The organism is Streptomyces sp. NPDC004838, from assembly GCF_053600955.1.
Genome location: NZ_JBSGAW010000011.1, coordinates 58,896 through 83,049, shown reverse-complemented (window position 1 = coordinate 83,049; position 24,154 = coordinate 58,896). Strand labels below are relative to the sequence as shown.

At 71.8% G+C, this 24,154-nt stretch carries 20 protein-coding genes; 13 read left to right on the top strand and 7 right to left on the bottom strand.

The window, feature by feature from the left end:
* Positions 1-87 precede the first annotated feature (87 nt).
* The gene (purU, locus tag ACWEFL_RS14950) at positions 88-939 is read right to left on the bottom strand and encodes a formyltetrahydrofolate deformylase (RefSeq protein WP_451711820.1); all 852 of its coding nucleotides are present in this window, start codon (positions 937-939) and stop codon (positions 88-90) included.
* A gap of 296 nt (positions 940-1,235) precedes the next feature.
* The gene (locus tag ACWEFL_RS14945; protein WP_451711817.1) at positions 1,236-1,682 is read right to left on the bottom strand and encodes an SCO4402 family protein; all 447 of its coding nucleotides are present in this window, start codon (positions 1,680-1,682) and stop codon (positions 1,236-1,238) included.
* Between the two features lie 173 nt (positions 1,683-1,855).
* On the opposite strand from ACWEFL_RS14945, the gene ACWEFL_RS14940 reads away from it, so the two are divergent.
* The 3 genes from ACWEFL_RS14940 to ACWEFL_RS14930 all read left to right on the top strand — a co-directional run bounded on the left by ACWEFL_RS14940 (position 1,856) and on the right by ACWEFL_RS14930 (position 4,527).
* On the top strand, positions 1,856-3,172 hold the full coding sequence (locus ACWEFL_RS14940; protein ID WP_451711814.1) for an ABC transporter substrate-binding protein: 1,317 nt from the start codon (positions 1,856-1,858) through the stop codon (positions 3,170-3,172).
* 178 nt (positions 3,173-3,350) lie between these two features.
* The gene (locus ACWEFL_RS14935) at positions 3,351-3,719 is read left to right on the top strand and encodes a hypothetical protein (RefSeq protein ID WP_451711811.1); all 369 of its coding nucleotides are present in this window, start codon (positions 3,351-3,353) and stop codon (positions 3,717-3,719) included.
* 16 nt (positions 3,720-3,735) lie between these two features.
* Positions 3,736-4,527 (top strand): phosphotransferase, encoded by a 792-nt coding sequence (locus tag ACWEFL_RS14930; RefSeq protein ID WP_451711808.1) that lies wholly within the window; start codon positions 3,736-3,738, stop codon positions 4,525-4,527.
* Positions 4,528-4,759: 232 nt separating this feature from the next.
* Here ACWEFL_RS14930 and ACWEFL_RS14925 read toward each other — a convergent pair whose 3' ends face one another.
* Entirely contained in the window at positions 4,760-6,391 is a 1,632-nt protein-coding gene (locus ACWEFL_RS14925) for a hypothetical protein (RefSeq protein ID WP_451711805.1), read from the bottom strand.
* A gap of 372 nt (positions 6,392-6,763) precedes the next feature.
* Positions 6,764-8,146, bottom strand: coding sequence for a transcriptional regulator (locus tag ACWEFL_RS14920; protein ID WP_451711802.1), 1,383 nt, complete (start codon positions 8,144-8,146; stop codon positions 6,764-6,766).
* 372 nt (positions 8,147-8,518) lie between these two features.
* Between ACWEFL_RS14920 and ACWEFL_RS14915 the strand changes: the two genes are divergently transcribed.
* From ACWEFL_RS14915 to ACWEFL_RS14900, 4 genes are all read left to right on the top strand, one after another.
* Positions 8,519-9,196 (top strand): bifunctional DNA primase/polymerase, encoded by a 678-nt coding sequence (locus ACWEFL_RS14915; protein ID WP_451711800.1) that lies wholly within the window; start codon positions 8,519-8,521, stop codon positions 9,194-9,196.
* A gap of 166 nt (positions 9,197-9,362) precedes the next feature.
* On the top strand, positions 9,363-10,271 hold the full coding sequence (locus ACWEFL_RS14910) for an ABC transporter ATP-binding protein (protein ID WP_451711797.1): 909 nt from the start codon (positions 9,363-9,365) through the stop codon (positions 10,269-10,271).
* A complete protein-coding gene (locus tag ACWEFL_RS14905; protein ID WP_451711795.1) occupies positions 10,268-12,181 on the top strand; it encodes a transporter in 1,914 nt (637 codons plus the stop codon). The genes ACWEFL_RS14910 and ACWEFL_RS14905 overlap by 4 nt, the downstream gene beginning before the upstream one ends.
* A gap of 367 nt (positions 12,182-12,548) precedes the next feature.
* Positions 12,549-13,151 (top strand): hypothetical protein, encoded by a 603-nt coding sequence (locus ACWEFL_RS14900; protein ID WP_451711793.1) that lies wholly within the window; start codon positions 12,549-12,551, stop codon positions 13,149-13,151.
* A 146-nt stretch (positions 13,152-13,297) separates the two neighbouring features.
* Here ACWEFL_RS14900 and ACWEFL_RS14895 read toward each other — a convergent pair whose 3' ends face one another.
* Both ACWEFL_RS14895 and ACWEFL_RS14890 read right to left on the bottom strand, forming a co-directional pair.
* On the bottom strand, positions 13,298-14,296 hold the full coding sequence (locus ACWEFL_RS14895) for an alpha/beta fold hydrolase (protein WP_451711791.1): 999 nt from the start codon (positions 14,294-14,296) through the stop codon (positions 13,298-13,300).
* A 1,398-nt stretch (positions 14,297-15,694) separates the two neighbouring features.
* Complete coding sequence (locus tag ACWEFL_RS14890; RefSeq protein ID WP_451711788.1) at positions 15,695-16,387, bottom strand: metal-dependent transcriptional regulator; 693 nt, start codon at positions 16,385-16,387, stop codon at positions 15,695-15,697.
* Between the two features lie 232 nt (positions 16,388-16,619).
* Here ACWEFL_RS14890 and ACWEFL_RS14885 point away from each other — a divergent pair, with 232 nt between their 5' ends.
* From ACWEFL_RS14885 to ACWEFL_RS14860, 6 genes are all read left to right on the top strand, one after another.
* Positions 16,620-17,378: an SIS domain-containing protein gene (locus ACWEFL_RS14885; protein WP_451711786.1), complete on the top strand. Its 759-nt coding sequence runs from the start codon at positions 16,620-16,622 to the stop codon at positions 17,376-17,378.
* Between the two features lie 215 nt (positions 17,379-17,593).
* Positions 17,594-17,953 (top strand): hypothetical protein, encoded by a 360-nt coding sequence (locus ACWEFL_RS14880; RefSeq protein WP_451711783.1) that lies wholly within the window; start codon positions 17,594-17,596, stop codon positions 17,951-17,953.
* Between the two features lie 1,263 nt (positions 17,954-19,216).
* Positions 19,217-20,368, top strand: coding sequence for an acyltransferase family protein (locus ACWEFL_RS14875; protein ID WP_451711781.1), 1,152 nt, complete (start codon positions 19,217-19,219; stop codon positions 20,366-20,368).
* A 1-nt stretch (position 20,369) separates the two neighbouring features.
* A complete protein-coding gene (locus ACWEFL_RS14870; RefSeq protein ID WP_451711778.1) occupies positions 20,370-21,122 on the top strand; it encodes a GDSL-type esterase/lipase family protein in 753 nt (250 codons plus the stop codon).
* Between the two features lie 287 nt (positions 21,123-21,409).
* A complete protein-coding gene (locus tag ACWEFL_RS14865) occupies positions 21,410-21,829 on the top strand; it encodes a hypothetical protein (protein WP_451711775.1) in 420 nt (139 codons plus the stop codon).
* 56 nt (positions 21,830-21,885) lie between these two features.
* Positions 21,886-22,218, top strand: a complete 333-nt coding sequence (locus tag ACWEFL_RS14860) for a winged helix-turn-helix domain-containing protein (RefSeq protein ID WP_451712113.1) — start codon at positions 21,886-21,888, stop codon at positions 22,216-22,218.
* Positions 22,219-22,435: 217 nt separating this feature from the next.
* Here the strand turns inward: ACWEFL_RS14860 and ACWEFL_RS14855 are convergent, their stop codons facing one another.
* Entirely contained in the window at positions 22,436-23,983 is a 1,548-nt protein-coding gene (locus ACWEFL_RS14855) for an alpha/beta fold hydrolase (RefSeq protein WP_451711772.1), read from the bottom strand.
* Positions 23,984-24,154: the final 171 nt, after the last annotated feature.

Below are 24,154 nucleotides of genomic sequence, written 5' to 3'. Positions count from 1 at the left end.
GTGGCGGCGGCCGCCTACGCGGCGGTACCCGTGATCACGACCGCAGCCGCCGCCCGGAGTCCCGACCGCGGCTGCGACCTCGCCTGATCAAGTGAAGACGACGGTACGCCGGCCGTTCAGCAGAATCCGGTGCTCGGCATGCCACTTCACCGCGCGCGCCAGCGCCTGGCACTCCACATCGCGGCCGACCGCGACCAGTTGTTCGGGAGTGACCTCATGCCCGACGCGCTCGACCTCCTGCTCGATGATCGGGCCCTCGTCGAGGTCGGCCGTCACATAGTGCGCGGTCGCGCCGATCAGCTTCACACCACGGGCGTGGGCCTGGTGGTAGGGCTTCGCGCCCTTGAAGCTCGGGAGGAAGGAGTGGTGGATGTTGATGATCCGGCCGCTGAGCTGCTTGCACAGATCGTCGGAGAGGACCTGCATATAGCGGGCGAGCACCACCAGCTCGACGTTCTCCGCCCGTACCAGCTCCAGCAGCTGGGCCTCGGCCTCGGGCTTGTTCTCCTGGGTGACCGGAATGTGCTGGAAGGGGATGTCGTACGAGGCGACCAGCTCGGCGAAGTCGCGGTGGTTGGAGACGACCGCCGCGATCTCGACCGGCAGCGCGCCGATCCGGGAGCGGAAGAGAAGATCGTTCAGGCAGTGGCCGAACTTGCTGACCATGAGAACGATCCGCATGGGCTCGTCGGCGAGGTGGATCTGCCAGTCCATCTGGAAGGCGTCGCCGACGGCGGCGAAGCTGGCCCGCAGCTTCTCGACGGTCACCGGCGCCTCGGCCGAGAAGTGGACCCTCATGAAGAACAGACCCGTGTCCTGGTCCCCGAACTGCTGGCTGTCCTCGATATTGCAGCCAGTGATGAAGAGGTAGCTCGACACGGCATGCACGATGCCCTGCTTGTCCGGGCAGGAGAGCGTCAGGACGTACTGGTCGGTCATCCTCGTAGGGTGCCACACCGGCGGCTCCCCGGCGGATTCCGTCCGTCACGCGGGACACCCGAACCCTGCGCCTCGCGTGTCCGAGGTCACACGGGACCGTTCACACGGCACCGTCGAGGACCGTCCGCACGGGCCGCCCGCACCGGCCCCACAGCCGAACCGCGCGTCCAGACCGCGCGTCCAGACCGCGCGTACGGATCGACCCCCAGGCGTCACGCCGTACCGGTCGCACCCTGCAAGCCACGCCCTGCAAGTCATGCCGTACCGGTCACGCCGCACGGGTCATGCCGTACAGGTCACGCCGTACGCGTCATGATCCGCAGCACGTCCAGTGATCGAGGCGGGACCTCCGGGTCCTCGCCGTCGTTCGCCGCCAGGAGTACGTGCGCCTCGCGCGCCGCCCGTACCGCTTCCGGCCAGCCGGGGTGCTCCAGATACGCGGAGACCGGAGCGTCCGCGCCCACCTGGTGCATGATCCGGAGCACCCGGAGAACGGCTGCGTCGACGAGGGCGGCCTCATTGGCGTCACGGAAGATCGTGCCGACGTACTTCTCCGCGGACCAGCTGTCCAGCCAGGTGTCCTCGACGAGCCGGTAGACGGCGTCGGTCACATCCCCGTACCCCTCCCGGCCGGCCAGCCACGTGTCCTGGTGGAACACGGGATCGGAGAGCATGTGCAGCGCCGAGCGCACGTTGGCGCGCCAACGCCACCACGGCATGTCATTGAGCGGCATACCACCCATGGTGGATGAGCGACGGGTGCGACGGGAAGGGGAAACCGAGGCTTGCTGCACGCCTTCGATCGTACGTTCTCATCCCGCGGGTCCCAATGGCCCCCTGGTGTTCACCATTCCGCTACCTGCCGGCCAACGACGCACACTCCGCCGTTACCTCAGCAGCGGAACCGTACTGGCCCATGACCGGTAGGCGACGTTCCACCACCCCCCGCCCCTCATGGACCGCGCGGATGCGCGCCCTGCGGATACCGACGGCCGCCGTGGCGGCCGGAACCGTACTGGCCACCGGCTGCGGTGTGATCCCCGGAACCCCGGGCGGCTCCCGGGAGCCCATCAAGGTGATGACCTTCGCGCCGGAGGAGACCCAAGCAACCAATATGCCCGGAATGCCCGCCATGGCCAAGGCGTATGCCCGCTGGGTCAATTCCCAGGGCGGAATCGACGGGCATGAACTCCAGGTGCTCACCTGCAACGAGGAGAACACCTCGGCCGGGGCCGCCGCCTGCTCCCGGCGCGCGGTCGAGGAGGACGTCGACGCCGTCGTCGGCTCGTACAGCCAGCACGGCAGCGCGTTCATGGCCCCGCTCCAGGGCGCGGGAATCCCCTTCATCGGCGGATACGGCATATCCGAGCAGGAGTTCACCAGCTATCTGTCCTATCCCGTCAACGGAGGCCAGGCCGCCCTCCTCGCGGGTCATGGGACGCAGCTCGCGGGCGTCTGCCGCCGGGTCGCGCTCGTACGGCCCGACTCCCTCGCGGGCGACGAGCTGCCGCTGCTGCTGAACGCCGGGCTCTCCAAGAGCGGGCACGGCAGTTCGACGGACATCCTGGCTCCCGACGACGCGACCGAGTACACCCGGCAGGCCGACCAGGCCCGCACCAAGGCGGGGGCCGGGGCCGAGACGAGCGACGACCGCAGGCCCGGCTGTGTCACGGCCGCGCTGGGCGACCACACCGAGACGTTCTTCGACTCCTTCCGGCGGCTGCCCGACGACGGCCGCACCATCCGGGTCTCCTCGGTGCTCGGCAGCGTCGGCCAGGCGCTGATCGACCGGACGGGCGGACGCAACGGCCCCTTCGAGGGCGCGTTCATCACCGGGTGGTACCCGGATTCGGGCGATGAGCGCTGGAACGACATGAAAAAGGTGATCGACGTCCACGCGTTCGGCGACAACCGCATCGACTCCACCGACCCGGGCGTGCAGACCACTTGGGTCGCGTACACGGTGCTGAAGGCGGTCGTCCAGTCGATCGACTCCGACGACGTCACACCCGGAAAGATCGCCCGCGCCCTCGACAACGGACTTCAGATCTCGACGGGCGGGCTCACCCCCGTCCTGCGCTGGGACTACGAGGACATGCTCGGCACCCCCGGCTATCCGAGGATCGTCAACCGGGGGGTGACCTTCCAAGAGGTGCGCGAGGGGCGGCTGGTGGCGCAGCGGGAGGGCTTCGTGGACGTCAGCAAGACGCTGGTCGCGTCCGAGACGAGCTGACCTCCCCTGTCGGCCGACGTACGGATCGGCCGGCGTACGGAACGCGCATGTCCGCGCCCTGCGGCGCTCGTGTCATCCGACGCGCGGACCGGGTGACGTAGACGGGATCGCGTACGGACCGGCGTGCGGAGCCGCAGGCGCCGCCGCCGTCATCGCGGGGTGGCCGTGCAGTGCTGAGTTGCTGAAGCAGGCCACCGCCGCCATCGGACGCGAGGAGGACGAGCACCCCGACGTGCGGCTGCGGGACGAGACCGAAGCGGTGATGGCCGCCGCGAACGAACTCGGATGGGACGTCCACGCTTCCGCCCCCCTGCACGGCGGCGAACTGCCGCACCTGGCCACTCCCGAGATCGCCGAACTCATCCGCCCAGGGTCGAAGATCGCCGCCGCCTGTCTCACGGCCGTGGCCTCCTGCCCCGGTGTCTCGAAAGTCCTCCTGGCGACCAGCAACCCGGCACACTGGAGCGGTGCCCTCGCCGCGCCCCACGCCGAGGTTTCCCGCTACACGCTCCGGACGGTTCTCGATGTACTCGCCACCAGCGACTGACACCGAAACTCGGCGCATGTCCGACGCGCACCAGCGCGCCGCGAAGGCCATGGGCGTCGCCCTCCAGGGCCCGCAGGCGTGGGGCTGGCGCGGGCGGACCCTGGGCCGGCAGGCCGTACACCCGGCGCACGGCGTGTGCTGGCTCCGTCTCCTGTCCGCTCCGGCCGAGAAGGTGGGAGGGAAACTCTGGGAGGGCACCGAGCTGGCCGCCCGGACCTTTCCCACCGTGCCCAAGCCCCAGCTGTTCGGGGTGCACGATTGGACGGACACGGCGCACGCCTACCGGGCGGAGCTGACCCAGTTCATCCACGAGCCAGTCCTGTCTGCCGACCCGGTCCTCCGCCAGGAGATCGAACTCCCCAACACATGGTTCACCGCCGTCCGGGGAACCCTCGCCTCGGTCGCGGCCGCCCGGACCGACCGGATCGCCGTACGGCAGGAGTGGATCGACCGCGCTGTACCACAGTTCACCGGCCACCCTGCTCCCCGCGTCGAGTTCTGGGAATGCGCGCACGGCGATTTCCACGCTGCGAACATCACCACCGACGCGACCGTGCTCGACTGGGAAGCATGGGGGTTGGCACCGCGCGGGTACGACGCCGCCCTGATGGTGGCCTACTCCCAACTCGCGCCGAACACCGCGGCCCGGATGCGGCACGAGTTCCGCGAACTGCTGGAGAGTTCCGCCGGCCGCGCGGCCATGCTCGTGGCCTGCACCGATCTCCTGCAGTCGGCATCGCGAGGCGACCACCCCGACCTGACCGGCAAACTCCACGCGCTGGTCGAGGAGTCTGCCCAGCAGCAGTGAGCCCGAGGCGCATCGTCCCGGCCCCTTCGGTCCCCACCGAGGGGGCCGCCGCACGCCCGGCACCCGGCCGCCGCACGCCCGGCACCCGGCCGCCGCACGCCCGGCACCCGGCCGCCGCACGCCCGGCACCCGGCCGCCGCGCGGCCGGAGCCGGTCACCGCGCTCGGTCAGAGCCTCACGGTCGGAGCCGGTCTCCGCGCTCGGTCAAAGCCGCACGGCCGGAGCCGCACGGTCAGAGCTGTTCGCTGCGGCGTTCGGTCAGTCCGTGGTCGGCCGCGATCGAGTTCCACAGCCCGGACGCCTCGCGCTTGGCCTTGGTCGCGTCACCGCTGGCGCGGTTGGCCTGGGCCGTCTGACCGGTGTTGCGGGCCCGGCCGTCCCGGCAGCCCTTCTTGCCCTTGACCTGGTTCGCCCAGGCCGCGTAGTGGTCGTCCGCCGACGCGGACGACTGCCACGCCTTGGTGAGCGACGCGGTCAGCTCGGAGTTGCGGGGCAGCTTGTCGACGCTCAGCTCGCCGAGCCGGGTCACCAGGTTCCGGCGCTGCTCGGCCGCCCCGCGCAGATCGTCGGCCGCCTGGTCGAGGTTCTCGCACCGCTTGATGTTCTCCACCGAACGGATCACCGCCTCACGGCTGTTGTTGCTGTCGGCGAGAAGCTTGTCGAGCGCCTCGGCCTGCGTCCGTTCGGGGTCGGGGGCGGCGGACTCCGTCGGCTCGCCCGCGCCGCTGGGCGCGGGCGAAGGGGCGGCGACGTTCTTACGGGGTGTGGTGTCCGGCTGCTTGTCGTCCCCGCCGCCGAACATGGCGGCGCTCACCCCGAGTCCCAGCACGGCACAGGCGACGACCACCGCGCCCATGACCGCCATCTGCGAGGACTTGCGCCGACGATCCTCGCGCTCGTCGTCCTCGTACTGGTCCCCCTGATACGGCTGTTGATGACCGGCCGGCGGCGGTCCGCCCTCCACGCGCGGCAGATGCTGGGTGGGATCCGCCCGGTAAGGCCCCGCGGGCGCGGGCGCCCCGACCCCGTCCGTACGGAAGAGGCTGTCGAACTCGGCGGGCGGCGGGCGCTCGCCCGAAGTGCCGGGCGAAGTGCCGGGCGGTGCGCCCACGGGCATGGGCGGCCCGGCCGAGGGACCGGCGGGCACGGGCGGCAGAAACTGCGTGGCGGCCTCGGGCGGCACCGCCCCGCCACCGGGCATCCCCCCGCCACCGCGTACTCCTCCGTCACTGGGCAGCGGCCCGGTCCCGAGGAAGGTCGTCGCCCGGTCCTGGTCGTCGGCCTGCGGCACGGGCGGGATGAACTGCGTCGCGTCCGTGGAGCCGAAGGGCGGCGGTCCTCCGGGGCCGTCCGCCGACGGCACGGGCGGGATGTACTGCGTGGCGTCGGTGGGGCTGAAGGCGGCTCCGGGCGGCAGCGCACCCGGAAGGTCCTGTGCCTGCCGGTGCGGGCCGCCCGGCTGAGGCAACGGCTGCGACTGAGGCAGCGGCTGTGGCTGTGGCTGTGACGGTGGCAGCGACTGCGGAGGAGGCCCGCCCCACTGCCCCGCGCCCCCGCCCGGCGGGACCTGGGGCTGTGCGGGTGGCAGAGGCTGGGACGGGACGCCGTAGCCGTACTGCGGCTCCTGTCCCCAGGCACCGCCCTGCGCGGGCCGCACCCCCTGGGGGTCCTGGGTGTCCTGGACCGGCTGCCGAGTGCCCCATGGCTCTCCCCACGGCTCCCCGCTCGCCGGCGCCGTATGAGCCTGGGCGCCGGGAGCGCCGGGTATCAGGGGGTCGGATCCGTCGGCGGGCAGCACGACCCCTTCGTGCGCGGGGCGAGCCGCGGGAAGCCGCCGCTCGTCACCCTCTCCGCTGTTCGTCACCGGAACTCCTACGTGTGGACCTACGTGACCGTCGGTTCACGCTACCGGGTGGTTCAAGTCCTTCGCACTCGCCTGGGCCAGAGGTGACGACAAGCACCACGAAGACGCCGATTACGGGCATGCCGCCACTCCGACGTCTTCCCGGCCCCTCCCCCGGCTCTCCCCGGACTCCCACCGGAGCCCGCCGACCGCCCCCGGGCCACCCATCGGCCACCCCATCGGCCACCCCACCGGTCGCCCGTCGACCGCCTCCTCGACCGCCGTTCCGGCCGCCGTTTCGGCCGCCCCGCCGGGTCCCGCCGAGCGATCCTGTGAAGCCCACGGCATCGGCCCACAGCGTCAGCCCGCGGCATCACGTGGAGACGCCCGGCGTCACGCCGCCTGAAGCTCCACCCTGGCCCCGAATTCGCGTACCGCCGGTTCCTCCGCGTACGGCTCCAGACGCTGCTGGAGATCGTCCAGATACTCCGCGCCCCGGCTGGAACGCAGCTTCCCCAGCAGTTCCACCGCGCTCGTGCCGGTCTGACACGCCTGCTCCACCTCGCGCTGCTGGACCTGGGCCGTGGCCAGCAGTACGAGCCCGATCGCCCGCCGCCGGGCCCGTGACTCCGGGTGGCCCTCCAGCGCGTCGGAGGCATGGCGGGCCGCCGCCTCCGCCTGGCCCAGATCGCGGTAGCAGTGCGCCAGTTCGTCCGCGAGATAGGCGCGGTCGAAGTGGGCGATCCACGGCGGGTCGTCGTCCTCGTCCGGCTCGGCCCGCTCCAGCGCGGCCAGCGCCTTTCCGGCCACGAGGTGGCAGGTGCGGGCGTCCCCGAGGAGCGCGTGCCCGCGCGCCTCGGCCGCGTAGAACATCGCCTGCGCCCGCGGGGTGACATGCCCGCGCGCCCCCTCCTGGGCGGCGCGCGCCAGTTGGGCGATCTCCCGCGGATTGCCGAGTTGCGCGGCGAGATGGCTCATCGACGCGGCCAGCACATAGCCGCCGTAACCGCGGTCGTCGGCCGCCTGGGCGAGCCGCAGCGCCTGGATGTAGTAGCGCTGGGCGAGCCCCGGCTGACCGGTGTCCACGGCCATGTAACCGGCGAGTTCCGTCAACCGGGCGACGGCCGCGAACAGTTCACGGCCCACCGATTCCCGGTACGACCCCGACAGGAGCCCGGACACCACGGAGTTGAGGTAGTGCACGACGACGGGACGGATGTGCCCGCTGCCGAAGCGGTGGTCGAGATCGGTGAGCGCGGCCGTCATCGCCCGTACCGCCTCGACATCCGAAACGCCCACCCGCGCGCCCGCCGTACGCGCCACCTGGGTGTCCGCGCCGGTGATCAGCCAGTCACGGCTGGGCTCGACCAGCGCCGAGGCGGCCACGGACGCCCCGGAGAGGAAGTCGCGGCGGCCGACGTCGCTCCGCCACAGCTCGCAGACCTGCTCGATCGCGCCGAGCACGGTCGGCGAGAACTGGAGGCCGACACCGGACGCGAGGTTCTTCCCGTTGGCCATGCCGATCTCGTCGATCGTGACCGTACGGCCCAGCTTGCGGCCGAGTGCCTCCGCGATGATGCCCGGCGCACGCCCGCGCGGCTGCTGTCCGCGCAGCCAGCGGGCCACCGACGTCTTGTCGTACCGCAGATCGAGACCCCGTTCCGCGCCGACCATGTTGACGCGACGGGCCAGCCCGGCGTTGGAACACCCGGCTTCCTGAATGAGCGCCTGCAGCCTTTCGTTGGGCTGACGGGCGACGAGTGGCCTGGCTGCCATGAGAAACCCCCTGAGGCCGCGGTGATCAACGCCCTGATCACTTCCCGGCTGATATACGGAGAATGCAGACTTGCGAGAGTTGTTCTGGTTCTTCCGGAACCCGGGCAGCTTCCCAGAATCCGGACGGTCCCAGAACCCATGCGGTCCCAGAAGCCCCGTCAGTTCCCCGGAACACGGCCGTCGGATCGTCTCCTCCCGGCCGGGCGCGCGTCCCCCACGCAGACGCCCCCTTGAAGTGGATACCCGCTTCCGTGCCCGATGTACATGCGCGCCCCCGTATGTGCATCCATGCGCCCCATATGCGGGATCATGGTGTCGGGGCGGCCTGTAGGACGCCCGTAACCCCTGGTGACCGCAGGAGTTGAGAGGGTCGTGGAAGAGACCATCGACGTCACAGAAGCCGCACAGATCCCCCAGCAGCGAGGTGAGCCGTTGCTGGATCACGCCGTGCGGTACGCGGAAGAGCGGCACTGGGACGTGTTCCCCGGTACGTGGCTGGAGGCGTCCGAGGGCAGGGAGTTCTGCTCCTGCGGCGACACCGACTGCCCCGCGCCCGGCGCCCACGCGGTCCGGCCCGACTGGGCGAACCAGGCGACCGGCAGCGCCACCGCCGTCCGGCGGCTCTGGGGGAAGCACCCCAAGGCGTCGATCCTGCTCCCCACCGGCCGTACCTTCGACGCGCTCGACCTCCCCGAGTCCGCCGGATTCCTGGCGCTCGCCCGGCTGGAGCGGATGGAGCTGCCGCTCGGCCCCGTGACGTGCACCCCCGACCGCAGGATGCTGTTCTTCGTCCTGCCCGGAGCGTCCGTCAAGGTGCCCGCGCTGATCCGCACACTGGGCTGGCAGCCTGGCTCGATCGATCTGATCGTCCGCGGCGAGGGCCACTACGTCGCCGCCCCGCCGACCCGGATCGGCGGCCAGGGTGCGGTCCAGTGGGCCCGCCGGCCCACGCCGGCCAACCGGTGGCTGCCCGACGCCGACGAGCTGATCAGCCCGCTGGCGTACGCGTGCGGGCGCGAGGCCGCCGCGGCACGGACCCGCCGGGGGTGAGCCGGCGCGGGAATGGCCGGAAGTGAGCCGGTGAGCCGGGACGGAGGTGGCCGGAAGTGAGCCGGGGGCGGGGGTAGCCGGGGCGGGGATTCTGCATAGGGTGGTCCGGTACCGACCCGTACATGTCCACCGGTACGGGTGACCCGGGGAACCCGAAGGGCAGGCCATGACACCGGACCAGCAGGCGGCGCGCGCCGTGGAGGCAGCGCAAGCCGTGGAGGCGGGCGGAGCGCGGACAGCGCCGCCCGCCGTTCGCGTCGAGGGCCTGTGGAAGCGGTTCGGCGAGCACATCGCCGTCTCCGGCATCGACCTCGCCCTTCCCGCGGGAAAGTTCATCGGGCTGGTCGGTCCGAACGGCGCGGGCAAGACCACCACCCTCTCCATGGTGACCGGGCTGCTCCGCCCGGATCAGGGGCGGGTGGAGGTCGCGGGCCACGACGTGTGGCGCGATCCGGTCTCCGTGAAGTCCCGGATCGGCGTACTGCCGGAGGGGCTGCGCCTCTTCGAGCGTCTCTCGGGGCGTGAGCTGCTCTCGTACAGCGGGCGGCTGCGGGGGCTGCCGGGCGCGGAGGTCGACAAACGCGCCACCCAGCTGCTCGACGTACTGGGTCTGGCGGGCGCCCAGCACAAGCTCGTCGTCGACTACTCGACCGGCATGCGGAAGAAGATCGGGCTGGCGTCCGCGCTGCTGCACAACCCCGAAGTGCTGTTCCTGGACGAGCCGTTCGAGGGAGTCGACCCGGTCTCGGCGCAGACGATCCGGGGGGTGCTGGAGCGGTACACCTCATCCGGCGCGACCGTGGTGTTCTCCAGCCATGTCATGGAGCTGGTGGAGTCGCTGTGCGACTGGGTCGCGGTGATGGCGGCGGGCCGGATCAGGGCGCAGGGACCGCTCGCGGAGGTACGCGGCGACGCGCCGTCGCTCCAGAGCGCGTTCCTGGAGCTGGTCGGGGCGAGCGGGCGGCAGGACGGTGACTCGCTGGACTGGCTCGGCGGCACCGGCACCGGCAGCGCCGAGGGAGCCGACAGCGCCAGCGGTGAGGGAGCCGGCAGCGGCAGCGGCGGTGCGGTGTGAGCACGACGCGGAACGCCGGCGCGGACGACCCGGCGGACACTCAGGACACCGAGGACACGGCAGGAACCATGTCCGGGGCCGGGAGCGGCTCCGGCGGCAAGTCCGTTGACACGGCACGGAGTACGGCGGTGGACACGGCAGGGGACGGGCCGGACGCCGCGGGAGAGACCGCTACGGGCACCGGGAGCCCGCCCGGCAGCGGGCCGGTTGGAGCGTACGCGCCGGGCGACACCGAGCCGTACGCGGCGGGCGACACCGAGCCGTACGCGGCGGGTGCCACGGCCCCCGGGATCGGCGACGGGCAGCTCGCCGGGATCTTCGTACGGCTCAAGCTGTCGCTGCTCCGCAACGGGCTGCGCCAGTCCACCGGCCGCAGGTTCGTCTTCGTCCTCAGCCTCGTCCTCACCCTGATCTTCGCCCTCGGCCAGCTCCTGGGGCTGGTCCTGCTCCGAGGAAACGATCACGCGGCGACGGTCGTCGTCCTGCTGACCGGTGTGCTGGCGCTCGGCTGGGCGGTGATGCCGCTCTTCTTCTCCGGCGGTGACGAGACGCTGGACCCGACCCGGCTGGTGATGCTGCCGCTGCGCCCACGCCCGCTGGTCTCGGCCCTGCTGGCGGCCTCGCTGGTGGGCATCGGGCCGCTGTTCTCGCTCTGTCTGCTGCTGGGGTCGGCGCTCGCGCTCGCCCACGGCGGCTTCGCGGTCGCCGTCGCGGTCGTCGCCGTTCCTCTCGCGCTGCTGGTGTTCGTGGCGCTGGCGCGCGCGGTCGCGGCGGCCAACATCCGGCTGCTCACCTCCCGTAAAGGCCGCGATCTGGCGGTGCTGACGGGTCTGCTGATCGCGCTCGGCATCCAGTTCGTCAACTTCGGCGTGCAGCGGCTCAGTGTGTCGGGGAGCGCGGAGCTCGACGGTCTCGATCCGGCGGCCTCGGTCGTACGGTGGCTGCCGGCCGCGTCCGCGATCGACGCGATCGACTCCGCGAGCGAGGGTTCGTACGGTGTCGCGCTGGCCCAACTCGCCCTGTCGGGGGTGGCCCTGTACGCCCTGCTGTGGTGGTGGGACCGGAGTCTGACCCGGCTGATGACGACTCCCGACGGCTCGACACTGGGCGCGGCGGAGGAACGTGCCGGCAAGCGGAGCGAGAAGGGCGGGGGCGGTCGGGCCGGGCTCCACCGGCGGCTGCCGGACGGCCGTACGGGCACGGTCATGCAGCGCACCCTGCGCTATGTGTGGCGCGATCCGAAGACCAAGGCGGCATGGGTGTCCTTGCTGGTGATGGGTCTGATCGTGCCGGTGTTCAACGCGGTCCAGGGCACCGGCTCCGTCTATATCGCGTCCTTCGCGACGGGCATGCTGGGCATGCAGATGTACAACCAGTTCGGGCAGGACACCTCGGCGTTCTGGCTGGTCGCGCAGACGATCTCGGGGACCGAGGACGCGTACGCGGAACTGCGGGCACGGGCACTGGCCCTGCTGGTGATCGTCCTGCCCTACACGGTCATGGTCACGGTCGTCGTGGCGGCCGTGCTGGGCGACTGGCAGACGCTGTCCTCCGCGCTGGGGATGTCCTTGGCGGTGCTCGGCGCGATGGTGGGCACGGGCGCGCTGGCCTCCGCCCGCTACCCGTACTCCATCCCGCAGGACAGCGGTTACAAGAACGCCGCACCGGGGCAGGGCGCGCTGGCCTGGCTCTCGCTCTTCGGCGGGATGTTCGCCGCAGCCGTGCTCTGCGCGCCGTTGATCGCCGCGACGGTCTGGCTGCATATGACGGACGCGCACGCCGATCTGTGGCTGCTGCTGCCCGCCGGCGCCTGCTACGGGGTACTGCTCGGCTGGGCGGGCGTACGGTTGGCGGCGCCGCTGACGGCACGGCGGCTGCCGGAGATCCTGACGGCGGTCAGCAAGGGCTGAACCGGCGAAGGGGAGTTGGGGCCCAGGTGGGAGACGGGTGTCGCGCGCGGTGACATAGGTTGCCTCCATGTCGACGCCGCCTCCGCCACCGCCTCAACCGCATCAGCAGCCTCAGCAGGGGAGTTCCGGGAACCCGCAGGGGCAGCAGCCGCCGTTTCCGGGGCAGGGACACGGGGGCGGGCCTCCCCACTCCCAGGAGCAGGGGTTCGGCCCTCCGGTCCCGCCGCAGCAGGGGTTCGGCCCTCCGATTCCGCCGCAGCCCTATCCGCCGCAGCAGGCGTACGGGCCCCCTGGCGGCTGGGGCGCGCCGCAACCGCCGCCCCCGCCGAAGAAGCGCCGCGTAGGGCTCCTCGTCACGGTGCCGGTGATGATCGCGACGGCCCTCGCCGTGTACTGGCTGAGCAAGAACGTCCTGGGCGACGAAGGCTCCGGGAAGACGTTCCCGGAGGCGGAGTATCGGCTCACGCTCCCCCCGAAGCTGCTGGACGGCGCGTACGAACTGTCCGACGACATGTCCCAGCAGACCCAGGAGCGGCTGGCGGAGGCGAGTCAGGCGGTCGTCCGCGCCCCTCGGGCGGCCACCGGCCAGTACGACTCGGTGAACGGCACAGAGGCGGGATTCGTGATCGTCTCGGGTCTGTACGGCCGGATCGCCGATCCCGACCGGGCTCTCGACGAGATCCTGGAGGGCGCGGGCGAGGCGAAGGGCACCGAGATCGCCGTGCCGGCCAAGGACTACACCCCCAAGGGCTCGGAGGTCCGGGTGCGGTGCCAGGTCATGGTCTCCAGCCAGAGCGACGGCCGGAAGGCGACGATCCCGTTCTGCGCGTGGGCGGACGAGAACACCAACGCGTCCGTGTCGATGGCCACGCCCGAGAGCTTGAGCATGACCCCGGAGGCGGTCGACCTCAAGAAGGTGGCCGAGGCCACGGTGAAGATCCGTCAGGAGCTGCGCCGACCGATCGCCTGACCCGCCACCGGGCCTTGAGGACAGCGGCAGACCGGGTTCGCCGGACCGGGTTCACCGGAGCGGGTTCGCCGGAGCGGGGGTTCCGGGAGCTTGTCTCCTCTGGGACGACTGGAGCCCGTCCAGATGCTGGACGGGCTCCGGCGGCCCTATTGGGGTCCGGTGTCATGGCTCCGGCGGCGTACGGCGTCGAGGAAGGGCTCGATGGCGGCGCGCCAGCCCTCCGGCTGGTCGTAGTGGATGAGATGACCCGCGTCCGCCACTTCCGCGTACTGGCCCTGCGGCAGCACCCTGACCATCTCCTGGGCCTCGGCGCGGCCCAGTTCGCCGTCGAGGCCGCGGACCACCAGGGTCGGGCAGCGGACCTGGACCAACTCCTCCCAGTGCGCGTCATGGACCCAGGTCTCGCGGGCCTTGAGCATCTGGCGGCGCGAGAACACCGGCCGCCAGCCGTCCGCGCGCTCGGCCATCACCTCGGCGTAGAAGTCCCCGCGCGCGGGGCTGGGATGCTCCACCCAGGGATCGTCCTCGCCGAACCACTTCCGTACGTCCGCGAGGGTCGCGAACGGGACCGGCCAGGCACGGAACCAGTTCTCCCACTCACGCTGCGAGGCCGCGCCGAGGGCCGAGGCGCGCATATCGCAGATGACCAGGGCCCGGACCAGATCGGGGCGCTTGGCCGCGAGCTGCCAGGCCGTGAGAGCGCCCATGGCATGGCCGATCAGCGTCACCGGCCCGAGGCCGAGCTGTTCGACGGCGGCCTCGGCGTCGGAGACGTACGCCTCACGGGAGAACGGGCCGTCCGCCGGCTTCTCGCTGCGGCCGTGCCCCCGCTGGTCGAGGGCGACCGCGCGATGCCGTTCGGACAGCCAGCGGGCCGTGGAGGCCCAGTGCGAGGCCCGGCCCATCAGTCCGTGCAGCAGTAAAACGCCCGGCGCCCGGTCCGGGAGACGCGCCGCGAGGTGCTCCGGAAGCGGTGCCGCGACCTGCTCCTGAAGACGGTCCGGACGCCCGTCGCGCGGTTGTGCCCGACTCGGGCCGGCGGAGCCCCTGCCGGGCCCGCCGCCCGGCCACTTGGGTGGATCGGCGAATTCCCAGGCGGCCAGGCGTACGCCGTCCGTTCCGGTCACATTGATGCGCCGCACCATGTGCCTGGCACCCCTTTCTCTCCCGCGGTCGTGCCTGTCGGTCACGTCCCGCACCATCCAGACTATCGAACTCCTATTCGAATACGTGCTTCTGGTCCGTAACACCCCTCGTTCGAGTGACCACGCTCCAGGGTTGGCGCCCGCCACCGGGGGGAGATCTTCTGCGGGAGGCGGACCGATCGGGGAAGACGGTCCGAGGGGAATGACCCTGGGAGCTCGGGGCTCCGGGTCAGCGCAGGGGAGGACAGGCCCCGGCACCTGTGGGTGCCGGGGCCTACCCATGGAGAGCGGGAGGCGTCCGGAGCGGCGCCGTGGCCCGCCCGCCGGGTTCGCGGGCCCACGTGTCGGGCGGGCCGGCCGGGCCGGGCGGGTCCGTCGCTCGCGGCCGGGCGCGGCCGCGGGGCCGGTCGAGCCTCGGACATCCGCCGTACGCCCGAGGCCGGGTGCATCCGCCGGGGCGCGGCGGCCGGGTGGAAGCCGGGTTCCCGAAGCCGGGGAGGGACAGGCCGGCGGTGGAGCCGGTCCGGAGGGGGGCTGGGCTGTGGGCGGCGAGGCTGTGGGCAGCAGGGCTGCGGGGAGCGGGGCTGCGGGGAGCGGGGCTGCGGGGAGCGGGGCGCTCGCTGCCGTCGGGGGCCGTCCGGCGGGTCCGGGTCGTGCGGGTCGTGCGGACCGTGCCGCTGTGTACGGAGGGCGCACGAAGGGCGCATCACCCTGATCCCTCCCCGGCGGTGGGTCATATGCCTCAACCCAAGCGTGGCACGCGATTCCCCCGAGCGCCGCCATTCCGGGCGGAAGTCGTCTTCACAGCGGGCACGCGACACGACTGTGTGATCTCGGGTCCCGGTGGCACGTCAGGTAACCACCGCGGAGGGGTGTGCCGACGCCGTCGGCGGCCGGACGGGTGCCGTCCGGCCGTCCGTCAGATCCCGGTGGCGGTGACCGCAGATCCCGGTGGCGGGTGACCGGTCCCCGGCGGTGGGTAACCGGTCCTGGTGATGCGTGACGTGACCCGCTCAAGGCTGTCCCGTCACACCCGGCCGCCGTACCCGGCGATTCGGCCCACGGCGTCGGACGCGACGCGGTGCGGGCAGGCCGGGGCGGAGTGCGGAGGGTCGCCCTCCCTCGTACCGGACACGTATCCGGGAATTCACCGACGCACGGCGCGGAGGATCTCCCAGACCGAGGAGGGGTACCTCCCAGGCCACCGGCCGAGGGGTGGGGTGCACTCCCAGGCCACCGGCCGAGGGGTGGGGTGCACTCCCAGGCCACCGGCCGAGGGTGGGGGTACCTCCCAGGCCGCCAGGCCGAGGGGGCCTCTCCGCCCCCGCCGGAGGCGACAGCGCGGAGCTGAGCACTGCGACCGGAGTGGTTCGCCGAGAACGCCTCCGGTCGCAGCCTTCAGCGCTTCGCTACGAACACATGCGAGGCGATGTCCGACTCCAGCTCGGCCGCCTCGCCGCCGCTGCCCACGAGGACTCCGCCCGCCGACTCCGTCACGCTCACGACCGAGCCGGGCTGCACGCCCGCGCGGCGGAGCGTGTACATCAGCTGGGCGTCCGTCTGGATCGGCTCGCCGATCCTGCGGACCACCACCGTCTTGCCGTCCTCGCCCGGGTCCAGTTCCGCGAGGGAGACCATGCCCGCGTCCAGGAAGGGGTCGGCCTCGGCCTTCTCCCCCAGCTCCTCCAGACCCGGAATCGGGTTCCCGTACGGGGACTCGGTCGGGTGGCGCAGCAGCTCCAGCACGCGCCGCTCCACCGCCTCGCTCATCACATGCTCCCAGCGGCACGCCTCGGCGTGAACCTGCTCCCACTCCAGGCCGATCACGTCGACGAGCAGACACTCCGCGAGCCGGTGCTTGCGCATCACGCGCGTCGCCAGTCGCCTGCCCTCCTCCGTCAGCTCCAGATGGCGGTCCCCGGCGACCGTCACCAAGCCGTCCCGCTCCATACGGGCCACGGTCTGGCTGACCGTCGGACCGCTCTGGTCGAGTCGCTCAGCGATACGGGCGCGCATGGGAACCACACCTTCCTCCTCCAGCTCAAGGATGGTGCGGAGATACATCTCCGTCGTATCGATCAATCCGGACATACGTGCCCCTCGAAGATTCGTGCGCTGCGGCCCCGGACTCAATTCTTACGCATCCGACTGACAACCGTGCCGCCCTCGGGCAACCCTGTGTCCTGGGCCGTATTGACAGCACAATGGTCCAGACCGCAACGTGATCCGCGGCACGGGCGTTCCCGGGCGCGTTTCCCGTCCTCTGCGTACCCGGACGCGTACGTCACGGACCGGGTACTTCACCTTCGGAAAGGGCTCGGCGATGGGCGAAAGCAAGCTGGCCGGTCAGTTCTTCGACGCGGCGATCGGCCTCCTGGCAAGGGTGCGGGAGGAGGAGGCGGAGAACATCGCGGCCGCGGGCGAGGCGATCGCCGACGCCGTCGCGGCGGGCGGCCGGCTCTTCGCCTTCGGCGCGGGGCACTCCTCGCTGGCCGCGCAGGACGTCGTCTACCGGGCCGGCGGCTTCGCCGTGATGAACCTCCTCGCCGTTCCCGGCGCGGTCGGCGTCGACGTCATCCCGGCGACGCTCGGTTCGGCGCTGGAGCGGGTCGACGGCCTCGCCACGGCCGTTCTCGACACGAGCCCCGCGCGGGCGGGGGACGTGCTCGTCATCATCTCCCTCTCCGGGCGCAACACCCTCCCCGTCGAGATGGCTCTCCACGCGCGGGCGCTCGGGATCACCGTCATCGGCGTGACCTCGGTCGCGTACGCGAAGGCCACGGAGCCACGGAACGCCTCGGGCACCTTCCTCAAGGACCACTGCGACATCATCCTCGACTCCAGGATCGCGATCGGCGACGCGGAACTGACGCACGAGGGCATCGAGGCTCCCTTCGCCCCCGCGTCCACCGTCGTCACCAGCGCGCTGATGCAGGCGATGATGGCGACGGCGGCGGAGAGCCTGGTGGCGCGTGGCGTAGAGCCGCCGCTGCTGAGGTCGGCGAATGTGGACGGCGGACACGAGTGGAACGGGCGGGTGATGTCGGAGTACCGGGACCGCATCTTCTACCGCCAAGGGTGACCTCACGGGTCGGGGGCGGGGTCCGAAGACGCCGTTCCGGCCTTCAACGGATCTGGCCGCTGAGCGCGGCGAAGGGAGTGAGGGACGTCTGTCCCTCACTCCCTGTGCCCGTCCGTGGGGGAACGCCTTCCGTTCCGTTCCCCCACGCTCGTTCGTCTCCGGAAGCGGACTCGCGTGTCGGTGCCGCTGTCAGTGCCGGATGGCAGGCTTCGCCCATGAGTTATGACCTTGCCGTCTGGGAAGGCGAGCGGCCGGCGGATGACGCCGCCGCGGCCCAGTGCTTCAACGATCTGTACGACACGTACATCGACGCGGACGGAGCCGACGTTCCTCCGACCGAGCAGATCGCGGCCTATGTCGCCGCGCTCCTGGAACGGTGGCCCGACCTCACCGAAGACGTGGACGACATCTCGCCGTGGTCGAGCGGTCCGCTGATCGGGGAGGCCAGCGGCCCGCTGATCTACTTCCCCATACGTTGGAGCATGGCCGAGGAAGCGGCTGTCCACGCGGCGGCGGTCGCCGCGTCGATGGGCCTCAACTGCTTCGACCCGCAGGCAGAGACGCTCCTGCCCTGACCGAACAGCGGCGACGACCGGATCAACTGAATCAACTGAGCTGAGTCCGCCCCGGACAACCGTGCGTCCGGGGCCGGATCAACAGTGATTTCCCGCGCCACAGCGCCTCAGCCCCTCCGGTCGATGCGGCCGATGCGGCCAATGCGAGTTGCGGGCATCACCAAGGACCCGATCATCCGAGACGGGACGCCGGAGCCCGGAGAGCCTCCCCGAGCCGCTGTGGCATACGTCACGTTTGGGGAACCCCTCCGGGTCGTCCGGACAAACCCGTGACATGAAGACGATGATGCCTGCGCGGACAGCGGGAGTCCCGATGCCCCCGAGTCTCCGTCCGGCGATGGCGTACGCAGGGTGCGCGACCGTGGGCGCGGGCGCGGGCCGGAGGGGGCCGACCGGCCGCCGGGAGCGTGCGGACGCCGTCGCGGCCAAGGCGCGGGGCATGGGGGAGCCGGGTTGCGGACAGGCGGAAGGAGGCCGCGTTCCTACGGTCCGCCCTACCCAGGAGGAGACCCGATGCCCCCCACGCCGTTCCGCCCCGGCCGAGCGCGACACGACGGCCGGGCTGCCGCCGATCCCTGCCGGACGGCCCCTGCCCGCCTGCCGACACCGGCTTCTGACGGACCGTCGCGACCACGATCCCCAGTGGCGTCGCCCGCTTTCACATCGGCGAGCGCCCTTGGCCGATCCTCGGCAGCGCGCTCCGGAACTCCTCGGTGAGCGCGGCGACATGGGCGAGAACGACCCCTGACCCCCGGCGGCCCGACACGGCCCGGAACCGGCTCGGCGCAGCCCAGAACCGGCTCAGCGCAGCCCGGAACCGGGGCAACGAGGCCCGGAATCCGGCCAACACGGCTCGGAACGGCCCAACGAGGTTCGGAACACTCCGACTCAGGACGCTCCGGGAACGTGTCACCGCCACCACCGCCGTACCGACGTCCCCAGTCGCCGATCGGCCCGGACAGACACCGGGCCGCGCGAGCAGAGGAGCGCGCCGGGCGTCACCGGCGCGTCCGCCCCCGGAAACCACCGGGTTCGCGGAGCGACAGCACGCCCCGCGGCCGGCTCATGCCGCGCACCACCCCGTTGTTCACGTGGTGGACCATCCGCCCGAGCAGGTTCGGGCGTCGCCCGTGCCGGCGCTTCCGCGCGCCGCGCGCAGAGGTGACGGACGAACCCTTGTGACAGGACTCTCCGCATGCACGCCCCCATATCCGTCGCCGTGTTCAGCGGCCCGCCGCTCCCCCGTATCGCGGAGGTGCGTCCATGACGCTCCAGGTGCTGCGATCCGACAGAGCGCTGGTCCCGGCACCCGCACGCGCTCCGGCACCGACACCGCCGACCGCTGGATCTCCGCTGCCGTCCCTGACGGGTATGCGCTGGGCGGCGGCGTTCGTGGTCTTCGCCTTCCACGTGGGCAACTTCAGATACTTCAGCGGGGACAGCGCGCAGGTCGTCGACTGGGCCTTCGGGGCAGGTGCGACGGGGGTGTCGTTCTTCTTCATCCTGTCCGGCTTCGTGCTGGCCTGGTCGGCCCGGCCGGGTGTGGGCGCGAGGCGGTTCTGGCGGCGGCGCATCGCCCGTGTCTACCCAGTGCATCTGGTCACCGCGGTCGCGGCGCTGGTGCTGGCGTTCACCCTGGTGCCCAGATTCCGTCCCAGCGGTCTCGCGGAGGGCGCCGCGAACCTGCTGCTCGTCAGCTCCTGGAAAGCGGAGTGGTGGCAGGCGCTGAATCCGGTCAGCTGGTCGCTGATCTGCGAGGCGTTCTTCTACGCCACTTTCCCCGCCCTGTACGCGGGGATACGCCGCATGGGCCCGCGCGGCCTCGAAGCGCTGACGGTGGCGTGCACCGCGACCGTGATCCTGCTGCCGTGGCTGAACTCCTCGTACGCGCTGGAGTGGACGCTGCACTCCTTCCCGCTCGCCCGGTTCCCCGAGTTCGTCCTCGGCGTCGCGATCGGCCGTCTCGTCCAGACCGGGCAGTGGCGCGGACCGGGGTCGGAGGCGGCCATGGGGCTCACCCTCATCGGCTACTTCCTCGCCTACCAGTTCCCCGGCCCCGGCAGTTACGCCGCGTACACGGTGATCGGGCTGGCCTGTCTCATCCCGGCGGCCGCGCTCAACGATCTGCACCGCGCCCCGTCGCTGTGGCGCCGCCGGTGGCTGGTGCGACTCGGCGAGTGGTCCTTCGCCTTCTACATGGTCCACATTCTGGTCATGCGGACCGTGGAGCCCTTCGTCGGCACGCGTCCCGGATTCGGGTCGTTGCCCGCGCTGGCCGTCGCCGCGGCCGTCTTCGCCGTGTCGATCGCTCTGTCCTGGGCTCTGTACCGCTGGGTCGAGCAGCCCGGCAGGCGGCTGATCCTGCGGGGCGGCCGGAGCCGCGCGGCCCGCAGAGCGGCCACGGGCGGGCGCTGACGTGGCTCCACTGTTCGACACGTTCCGGGCGGCCGTTCTGGCGGCCGTTCTCTTCGCCCTGTGCTGGGTCCTGCCGATCACCCCCTCGATCCCCGAGCCGCTCGCCGTCCACTCGCCCCAGACCCTCGTGGTGATCGGCGCGTCGGTCTCCGGCGGCTACCGCCTCGCACCCGGGACCGCCTGGCCCGAACAGGTGGGCCGACGCCTCGAGGAGGCCGGCCTGCCCGTGTCGGTCGTCAACGCCAGCGTCGGCGCGACCCGGCTTCTCACCCGGAACGCGGCCGGCGCTCCCAGCTCGCTGGACCGTCAGGAACGCGACGCGCTCGCGGTCCCGGACGTCCGCACCGTCGTCCTCACCGACGTCATCAACGACATCCAGCAGCCGCCGCACCAGTACGACCCGCGGGCGATCATCGGCGGTCTCCAGCAGTTCACGGCCCGCGCCCGCGCCCGAGGTGTGCGGGTCGTCGCCACCACCATCCCGCCGTACAGAGGGTTCCTCCGTTACGATCCGGCCGGTGAACGCTGCCGCCAGGCGGTCAACGCGTACATCCGGCGCGGCGGACTCCCCGGCGGACTCCCCGGCGGACTCTTCGACGGCGTCCTCGACTTCGACGCCGCTCTCAAGGATCCCGCCGACCCGACGCGTATCCGCCCCGCCTACGACTCCGGCGACCACATCCACCCCAACGACGCGGGCCAGCGCGCCATCGCGGAGAGCGTCGACTTCCGCGGCCTCATCGGCGACCCGTGACGCGGGCACGGCCTGCCGCGAGGGGCGGCACAGGGGCCCGTACGCGCTGCGGCAGGGTTCCCGGTCAGGGGCGGGCACCCGCATGCGGAGGCGTCAGCCGTGCACCGGCATGCGAACATGCCCTCTGAGCATCTACTTGCCAATATGGCAAGTATTTGACACTCTGACAATCCGGCAATCCGGCAATCGCAAGGTGGGCGCTCCCGCGCCGTCGCCGACGCCGTGACACGGGCTCGAACGAGACCGAAGAAGCCCGGACAGGCTCGAAGCTCGAAGAAGGGGGAGACATGAACGACTTCGCCGACGCAGGCGGGGCACTCGGGCGCGCGGCCGACGTGGAGAGCGAGGCCCGTAAGCGGAGCGACTGGTACGCGCGCTACCTCTGGGTGTTCGCCGCCGCGCAGCTCGTGCTCGTACCGATGGCCCTCCTGTGGCGCGGCCTCGTCGCCGCGCTGATCTTCACCCTGGCCAACCTCCTGCTGGTGTCGGCGCTCAGCGTGTACGCGGCCCGCCAGCGCGTCATACGCCGGGGGTTCGGCGCCCGGCACGGCAAGGTGATGGGGTCCTGGGTCGCGGCCTTCGCGCTGGCGGTCGCGCTGAGCACGACCGTTTTCGAGGGCAGCGTGCCCTTCGCCGTAGTCGCCACGGTGTGGTGCGCGCTCACTCCGGCCGTCGCGGCGTGGCGTGAGCGCCGGTACACGTCATGACCACGCGGAACCCGCACCCGCATCCGGATCCGGCCCCTGATCCCGCTCCCGACCCGATGCGGGACCCGGCGCCGGACCCCGGCGGCCGACTTCCGGGCAGCCACCCGCGCCACGACCTCGAACCGCTGCTCAACGCGCCGGTGCGCCTGTCGATCGTGGCCGCCCTCGCGCCCGTCGACAAGGCCGAGTTCGGCTTCGTACGCGACCTCGTCGAGGTCACCGACTCCGCGCTGTCCAAGCAGGTCGCCTCCCTGGAGGAGGCGGGCCTGCTGGCCGTCGACAAGGGCCGGGTCGGACGCCGGCCGCGGACCTGGCTGGCGCTGACCGAGAAGGGCCGGGCGGTGTACGAGCGCCATCTGGGCGCGCTCAGGGCGATCGCGGCGGGCTGAGCCCCGACTGCCGTCCGGGCGGGGACCCGGCCACCGGGCCGGAGCGGGACGGACCCGACCCGACCGGACCCGACCCGACCGGACCCGACCGGACCGACCTGCTCCGGCCAGGAACGACGGACGCCTCCCGCCACCGGAGGGGGTGACGGAAGGCGTCGGGGCTCGGCTGGGGCTCCAGACTGGCGACGGGTCCCCGGTTACCGGCCGGCGGCCGGGCTCAGCGGAACGCCGGCGCCGACAGCCGGGCGGGAGCCTCCGTCGCATCCGCGGCCTTCCGGCTCGCGGCGACCCCGCAGGTGACGTCTGCGGCCGGGAGCCGACCCGTGGTCAGATACGTGGAACCGGCGGCGTCCGCGCACGGGTTCCCGCCGAAGGCGTAGACGATGTGCCCCTCTCCCCCGGCGGCGGTCACCATCCGCGAGCCCTTGAGGGCCCGGCGCATGCCGAGAGCGCTGGACAGGGGAGTCTGCGGGTCCCACTCGTTCTGGATGATCAGCGCCGGGACCCTGTTGTCGATCCGGGTGGCGGACTCGGCGTTCTCGCCCCAGAACGCGCAGGGCGCGATCGTGGAGGGGAAGTCCCCGTACAGCCGGTAGCGGTCCGCGTCCCGCAGGGAGTCCTGACGGTACGTCTCCGGGTTCTGCGGCCAGGAGGACGTGTCGCCGCACATGACGGCCCACTGCGAGGAGACCCGGTTGTCGCTCGGGTCCCCGAAGAAGGGCAGATCCGCGGTCGGCTTTCCGGCGGCGGCGTCTCTGAGGACGACGACCAGGTCGGAGGCCCAGCCGGAGGTGGTGTAGAAGAACTCGGCACGCATGTAGTCCCGTATCCCCGCGCCTGTGACGGTCTTCGTGCCCACGACGATGGGTGTGCGGTCGGCCTGGGCGACGATGTCCCAGAAGGTCTCGGCGACCTCGGCGGGCGTGTCGCCGAGGCGGTACGTCGCGTCCCGCTCGGCCGTCCACCGGGCCCACCGCTCGAACGCCGGATCGGCCTCCGACCCCCACTTCTGGAACATCCCCCGCCACACGAGCTGGGGGTCCACGGCGCTGTCGAGGACGAACCGGTCGGCACGCTTCGGGAACATCTGGGTGTAGACGGCTCCGAGGTAGGTGCCGTACGAGTAGCCCACGTAGGAGATCTTCTTCTCCCCGAGAGCGGCCCGGATGACGTCCATGTCCCGCGCGGTGTTACGGGTGGTGAAGTGCCGGAGCGAGTCGCCGTACTTGGCCTGGCACTTGTCCGCGACCGTCCGGGCCGCCGCGATGTCCCTCCCGTACGTCGCCGGGGTGAACCGGACCGGCCACGGCCGCTCCTGGTCGGTCAGCCCGCACTCGACGGGCGCGCTCCGGCCGACGCCCCTCTGGTCGAGCCCGATCAGGTCGTACCGGTCCTTCACCTCGGCGGGCAGCCGCGCCGCCAGGTCCAGCGGCAGCGCCAGCCCCGGAAGGCCGGGGCCGCCGGGGTTGGAGAGCAGCACACCGCGTCGCTTGGCCGGGTCGGCGGCCTCGACGCGGGATATCGCGACCTCGATCGTCTCGCCGCGGGGACGGTCGTAGTCCAGCGGCACCGTGACGGTGGCGCACCGGATCGAAGCGGGCATATCGGGGCCGCAGTCCCCCCATGTCACTCCCTGCCGGGTGTACTGATCCCCCGGGCTCGCCGAGGTGACGGCGGCGGACGGGGAGACGGCGAGCACGGGAGCGAGGGTCGCCATGACGATCACCGCCAGCGGTGGCACCACTCGTCGTCTGAGTACCTGCACGGGGGAAGTCCTTCCGCTCACTGAACGAGGCCAAGCTGAACCTTGGCGTGCCGGGAGGCTTCGCGAATCATCCGGCAGGCTGAGATCTGCCCCAACTCCCCTGATGGAAAAGGGTATTGATTCCCCGCAGTTGCGGACGATCCAGGCCGGGCGGGCGGGAGGCCAGGCCGG